The 6141-nt window shown below is 72.1% G+C and carries 5 protein-coding genes; 2 read left to right on the top strand and 3 right to left on the bottom strand.

The features are described from left to right. Nucleotides 1-82 precede the first annotated feature (82 nt). Entirely contained in the window at nt 83-853 is a 771-nt protein-coding gene (locus tag ABZT14_RS21475) for a D-Ala-D-Ala carboxypeptidase family metallohydrolase (RefSeq protein ID WP_356305157.1), read from the bottom strand. Between the two features lie 1080 nt (nt 854-1933). Between ABZT14_RS21475 and ABZT14_RS21470 the strand changes: the two genes are divergently transcribed. After that, nucleotides 1934-2392, top strand: coding sequence for a hypothetical protein (locus tag ABZT14_RS21470; RefSeq protein ID WP_356305155.1), 459 nt, complete (start codon nt 1934-1936; stop codon nt 2390-2392). Nucleotides 2393-2869: 477 nt separating this feature from the next. Here the strand turns inward: ABZT14_RS21470 and ABZT14_RS21465 are convergent, their stop codons facing one another. After that, entirely contained in the window at nt 2870-3418 is a 549-nt protein-coding gene (locus ABZT14_RS21465; RefSeq protein WP_356305153.1) for a hypothetical protein, read from the bottom strand. 316 nt (nt 3419-3734) lie between these two features. After that, nucleotides 3735-4367, bottom strand: coding sequence for a hemerythrin domain-containing protein (locus ABZT14_RS21460; RefSeq protein ID WP_356305182.1), 633 nt, complete (start codon nt 4365-4367; stop codon nt 3735-3737). 453 nt (nt 4368-4820) lie between these two features. Between ABZT14_RS21460 and ABZT14_RS21455 the strand changes: the two genes are divergently transcribed. Further along, nucleotides 4821-6002 carry a cytochrome P450 gene (locus ABZT14_RS21455; RefSeq protein ID WP_356305151.1) on the top strand — a complete coding sequence of 394 codons (1182 nt, stop codon included), beginning with the start codon at nt 4821-4823 and terminating at the stop codon, nt 6000-6002. Nucleotides 6003-6141 lie beyond the last annotated feature (139 nt).

The raw sequence follows: 6141 nt of genomic DNA, 5'->3' as shown, positions 1-6141 counted from the left end.
CCCGCCCGGTACGCGTACCGGGCGGGCGCCGTGCTCCTGGAGTCGATCCGGGAGGTGTTCCCTGAGGTGATCCGGGTGGGGATCAGATGCCGCAGCTGGGGGCGGACCAGTGCCTGCTGCCCCCACCCGCGACGTGGGTGTGGTCGTTGTGACCCGGGTAGCCCGGGCCGAGGATCTCGGTGAAGCCGTGGTTGCGGGCCGCCTTGGCCAGGCCGCAGAAGCCCTGCGAGCCCGCGCCGAGGTCAGCGGCGTGACCGTACATGTGACGGCTGTTGGCCGCACCGCCGACCGCGCTGTTGCAGGAGACGCTGCGGAAGCCGCCGTTGACGGTGATCGGCTTGTCACCCATGGCGTGCCGCATGGCCTGGAGCTTCCACATGGTGACCAGGGCGTTGGACTTGGCGGTGGCGGCGCTGACCTTGCCGCCCGACCAGTTGGAGTTACAGCGGTTCAGCTCGCTGTAGGTGAAGTTGACCGGGGTGCAGTCGTTGTCCTGAAGGGCGTAGATCTTGCTAAAGGTCTTGGGGCCGGCGACACCGTCGGAGGCCAGGCCGTAGGCGGACTGGAAGCGCTTGACCGCGGCCTTGGTGGCGGGGCCGAACTGCCCGTCGATGGCGAGTTGGTTACCGGTTCCCGGGTAGCCGGCGACCCGGATCTGGAGCTGGCGGACGGCCTCCCCGGAGGAGCCCTCCTTGAGCGTCGAACCCCAGGTGTAGCAACCATCGGTGACCTTGGTGTCGGCCTTGGCCGACGGACCGGAACTCGCGAGGGCGGGCGCCGCGGTGAGGGCCCCGAACACCAGGCCCGCCCCCGCCAACACCGACAGGGACGCTCTGACAGCACGTGACTTCATGGAGTTGCTTCTCCTTAGGGCTATTTGTAGAGAGCAACGAGATTGCTGGCGCCCGCATGACCTGTCAAGAATGTGTCAAGAAATTGCGAAGCCCTCCCGAAAGCGCCTCAACTCGACACAAACACAGTGCGGTTCGTCTGCCGCCCACGCCTTCCCCACACAGCGGCTCGACGTCTTCAACGCCTTCAGCCCGGACACGGCGGGGGGAGGGTGCGGCTCCTCCTTCCCTGGTCGCCCCCGCCCGCGCGCCCCTTCGGCTCGGCGACTCCCCGCTCCCCCTCCCCGGTGAGGGGCGGGTCGGGGTCACGGCCGTTCGCCTCCCTCGGGCGCCCCTCGACCGGTGGGCCACCAGGGCCGCGCTCCACCCCGACCGGGCCTCGGCCGAAGTGGGGCGCCCCCGCGCCGACTTCACTCCCGGACGGTCCACGGCCGCCCCCTCCACCGGGCCGGTACGGGCTCGGTCCTCCCCCGGGTGTCCGGTCGGTGGCTGTCCAACGGGGTCCCTCCACCAGGCCCATGTGTACGGTCCGCGTCCCTGTGGGGCGACTCGGTACACCCACCCCGCTCGACGGTCCTCACCACGGGCCCGGTGCTCCGGGAAGGGCGGGAAGGGTTCGACGGTCCCTCGCGCCGGTGCGGCCGGGACCGCACTCGGCGCCACCGGGGTCCGGCGGACCGGCAACACCCGGGGCCCACGTAGTGGCCGGCGGGACGCCCCGGGCCGAACCCCGCACGCCCTCGGTCCGGGAGACCCCCGCTCGTGGGCGTGCCAACGGGCCGCCCAGGGGCGGGAGTTACCGCCCACGGTGCGGCCCCCACGACAGAGGCTCAAGGTGTGGTCAGGCGGCCTTACCGGACTGGTGGCGGGCGGTGTACCGTCGAGCGGCGCTCCTCCCACCCGGACGGATGCGCCAGGGGTGACGCGTCAGACCCCGCACCACGACTCCCGAACCCGTCTTTCCTTCACGGCACCACGGAGTAGTTCGCCGACGACCCAGGGGGCGAGGCACGATGACGGTTTCGGAACCACGGCAGGGTCAGTCGAGGCGTACGAGGGCGCGTGTCCTGTGGTGGAGCGCGGTGGCGCGCCTGATCCAGTGCGTGATCCTCGGCAGTGTGGTCGGGGGCGTGGCCCTGCCCATGCTGGCTCCCCTGGCCGGGATCGAGGTCGGGGAGTACCTCCGACACTTCCTCGGCTGGCAGTTGGCGGTGACCGCCGTGCTCGTACTCGGCGGTATGGCCCTGCTCAGCGTCGTGGAGGGGCGCCTCGACGAGGCGGTCTACGCCGACGGCCACGAGTCCGTCGGCCGGATCGACAAGGTGATCATCACGTCTCCGGGTGGAGGAGAGGCCGACGCCTCCTACGACCTGATGGTGAGCGCCGTCGCACCGGGTCCGGTCACGATCCACCGAAGGATCACCTGGGGTACCACCCCCGCGAACATGACCTACCGGACCGGACACCGCGTGCGCATCCGCCACAACACCCTCGACCCCGGGAACTCCCGGGACGTGATGTTCGTGGAGTTCCTGAACTGAGGTCTCGCGGACCGACGGTGCACACACCAGCCCTACCCGTCGTACCGGAACGGCCCGTGGCTTCGGGTACGGAGGCCCCCGAGCAGGGTGCCTCCGACCACCTCCGACCGGGGGCGCCGCGCAAGGGAGCGGGACGGAGGAGGAGTTCGGCCCCGGGCCCCGGTGACAGCGGCTGCCACATCGACGGCGACAGCGCCCTCAGGGGCGACAACGATCACGTGGCAGGTGCGGTGCGTAGCGGCGACACCGCGCCCGAGCCACACGGCGGTCGGAGCCCTGGGGGGCTCTCGTACGGACCCTGAAGATCAGCGAGCGTGTTCTGGTGTCGTGGGCCGTGGGACGGCACGGGCCAAGGAGGAGTCCGGCGCCACGCGGCGCCCCACAGCGACAACCAGCGACAACCAGCGACAACGCGGCGAGGTACGGCGCGCTCGGCAACACCGCACGCGAGCCTCGCGGTGATCCCCACAACGTCCCCTAGTCCGGCGGACCGTCGGTCGCCCCGGTGAAACCGATGGTCTGCCGCCAGCTCAGCGCGTCCTCCCCCTGCCGAAAGACCACGCGCAACCCGCTCCAGGAGTAGCGCGGCTCCTTCCAGTCCAGCCACCCCGCGCTGAGGTGCCGGTCCCAGTCGCCGAGGTCGCCGTCGCTCACCGCCACGACCACCGTTTCGGCCTCGGACTCGGCGTAGCAACCGGAGCCGTAGTAGTGCGCGACCACGGTGACGGTGTTCCGGTACGTGCTCAGCCGCACGGGGCACTCGGGGTCGCCCGACCTCGCGTACAGCACCTTCGGTCGCGACCAGGGGCGCCCCTCGGCACTCTGGTGCCGCTCGACCAGTCCCTGGTCGGTGAACCTGACCAGCACCCGCCGCCCGTCCTCCAGGCGCACCGGCCGGTTGCCGGCACGCGAGGACTCACCCGTCGCCGTCGGAGGCTCGTCCACGGGCCACTCGACGCACAGCACCCACGCCCCCACCAGTACGAGTGACAGTACGACCGCCACCAGCACACGGGTCCTTCGCATGACCGAAACCTCACCTACCCGGGTCGCCATCGCGGCGGACGACGTCAGCCCACCCCCGTACGGTTCCGCCACCGAGGAAGGACGCCCACCCCGCAGTTCCACGACAGGTGGCGGCCCACCGGTACTCCGCAGCCGGGGCGGTACGGCCCGCAAGACGGTGCCGACCACGGTGGGTTCGGCTGGTCCGTGAGGTCACCGGCCACCTGGCCGGCGCCTTCGCCGTGCCGACGTACCCGGGTGACGGGTCAGCGCACCACTGGTGACGGCGCGGGGGAGGCGGCGGGGACGGGAGCGGTCGGAGTGGACAGTCCGGGGTTCACATTTGGAGGTCGCCGAAGGCGTGCCGCCGTTGGCGCCGCAACCAGCCACGGAACCCCCGGGCGAGCAGTGGCAGGGGGACGCCTCCCTTGTCGCCCTCCCCGGCGACGGCGTCGAGCCACGGGGGCATGAACCGGAGGGTCCACAGGGGCGCGGACCTGATCATGTTCTTCTCGAACTGCTTCCACACCGTCTCGTCCAGGGCGGGAGCCAGACGTCCGAGCAGTTCCCGTTCCTCGTCGGCCGCGTGGCCGGCCACCAGACCTCGCAACTCTTCGGCGTGCGCGGCGAGTTGGTCAGCGCCCTGGCCGTTCTCCCCGAGCCGGTCCAGCGTGTCGCGTACCCGGTGCAGGGCCGCGGCGAGTTCCTCGTGCTCGGTGGTCATCAGCCGCAGCGCCTCGACGTCGCCGCCGCGCTGCTCCACCCGGGGCCAGAGGAAGTCGTCCTCGCCCTGGTGGTGGTGTTCCACGACCGCCAGCAGCATCCCGCAGTAGCGGCGCAGGTCGGAGGCGTGGACCACGTTCCCACGTTCGGTCAACCGCCGCGCCACCCCGACCAGGCGCTCCAGGTCCCCCACCATCGCGCGGTGGGCGAGGACCATCGTCTGATGCCCTCCGGGCAGCGACGCCATGGCTACCACGGAGAATTCCCCGTACGGCTTCGGACCGGGACGGCGGGGGCACCCTCGCCGGAACCGGACCGGTGGGCGGGCATCGCCGGGACGGGATCCCCCGTGCGGGGAGTCCCCCCGTCCCACGGGAGCCGGCACAGGCCGGAAACGCTCAGCATCCCGCGAGTGTACAAGCGCCCCACCAGCAACATCCCCAGTCCTGGAGGCGATTCCTTCCTCACCGGAGAGGGCGGGCGACAGGTTCACGAAGAGTTCGGTCGCCGGCGTACCGGCCGCTCCTTCGCCACGCCTCGGGCACCGGGAACCGGAACGGCACCAGCCCCCTGACCGGGGACGATCGTGCTCCCGCCGCCCTCCGGGGGTTCGGTTTTGGCGCACGTCACAGGTCTTCGCAGGCGGCGGTTGGCCCCGCCAGACTGTCGCCGCCCGCTGTGCGAAGCCGAGGGAGGCACCATGACGCCCCGGGTACTGACGCTGCCCTTCGACCGCCCGGCTCCCCTGGAACCGCCGCCCGCCTACGCCCGGCTGCGGGCCAGCGCGCCCGTCACCGAGGTACGCACCCCCGACGGGTTGACGGGTTGGCTGGTCACCTCCTACGAAGCGGTGGCCACGGTGCTCTCCGACCGCCGGTTCCGGTTGGCGCCTCCGGGTGAGCCCTCCCCCGGCAACGACACCCTCTTCCAGGACGGCACGGCCCACCTCCGGCTCCGCCGTCTGGTGTCGCGGGCCTTCACCCCCCGGAGCGTCAACGCCCTGCGTCCCCGGGTGGAACAGCTGGCGGAGGAGTACGTCACGGCCCTCACCGACGCCGGCCCACCGGGTGACCTGGTCGCGGGGCTCTCCGCCCCGCTGTCCGTCACGGTGATCAGCGAACTGCTCGGGGTACCCCACGACGAGCGGGACCACTTCCGCCAACTCGCCGACGCCGTCAGCGCCGTGGACCTGGTCTTCGGCGGCGAGGAGAACGCGGAAGCCGTGGCCGAGGCATGGAACGCGCTGGGCGCCTACACCTATCTGCTGGTCACCACCAAGCGCGCGGAACCGGGGCCGGACCTGCTCAGCGCCCTGATCACGGTGCGGGACGCCGAGGACGGGCGACTCAGCGACAACGAGCTGGTCGCCACGGCCACCAGCCTGGTCGCCACCGGCTACCTGTCGGCCTGCAACGCCATCTCGGTGGGAACGATGCGGCTCCTGGCCGAAGGGGCGTTGCCGGCCCTGGCCACCGCCGACACCGCCACGGTCAGCGCGACGGTGGAGGAACTCCTGCGCCTCCAGGCCGGACGGACCGGCGAGCCCTTGCCCCGCTACGCCCACGAGGGCCTGGAGCTGGCCGGCGTACCGATCGCGGCCGGGGACCAGGTGCTGGTCCGACTGGAGGCGGCCAACCGCGACCCGGAGCGCTTCCCGGACCCCGACCGGTTGGTGCCCGGCCGGACCGGCCGTCCCCTGCCCTTCGGCCACGGGCCCCACTACTGCCTGGGGGCCTCCCTGGCCCGTATCGAGGTGGCCTCGGCCCTGACCGCGCTCGCCCGACGGCTGCCGGGACTGCGGCTGCACGGGCGGGTGGAGGACGTCGAGTGGACGCGGAACGCCATCGACATCGGCCCGACCGCGCTCCCGCTCTCCTGGTGATCTCCTGGTGAACCGTCCGACCCGGGGGACCTCGCGGGCCGGGGGCGCGAGGTCCCCCGGGTCAGCCAGGCCTCGGGCACCCGGTGGCCCAGGGCGTCCCGGACCACCGGGTGCCCGGCCGAAGTGGGGGCGCCGGCGG

The organism is Streptomyces sp. NPDC005438 (assembly GCF_040606315.1).
In the GTDB taxonomy this organism is placed as follows: domain Bacteria; phylum Actinomycetota; class Actinomycetes; order Streptomycetales; family Streptomycetaceae; genus Streptomyces.
The sequence above is the reverse complement of the archived record's forward strand: the minus strand, read 5'-3'. Positions and strand labels throughout refer to the sequence as shown.

Bases quoted from the DNA above. Each gene is read 5' to 3' on its own strand.
- ABZT14_RS21455 (WP_356305151.1), top strand. From the start codon at position 4,821: ATGACGCCCCGGGTACTGACGCTGCCCTTCGACCGCCCGGCTCCCCTG.
- ABZT14_RS21475 (WP_356305157.1), bottom strand. From the start codon at position 853: ATGAAGTCACGTGCTGTCAGAGCGTCCCTGTCGGTGTTGGCGGGGGCG.
- ABZT14_RS21460 (WP_356305182.1), bottom strand. From the start codon at position 4,367: ATGGCGTCGCTGCCCGGAGGGCATCAGACGATGGTCCTCGCCCACCGC.
- ABZT14_RS21465 (WP_356305153.1), bottom strand. From the start codon at position 3,418: ATGCGAAGGACCCGTGTGCTGGTGGCGGTCGTACTGTCACTCGTACTG.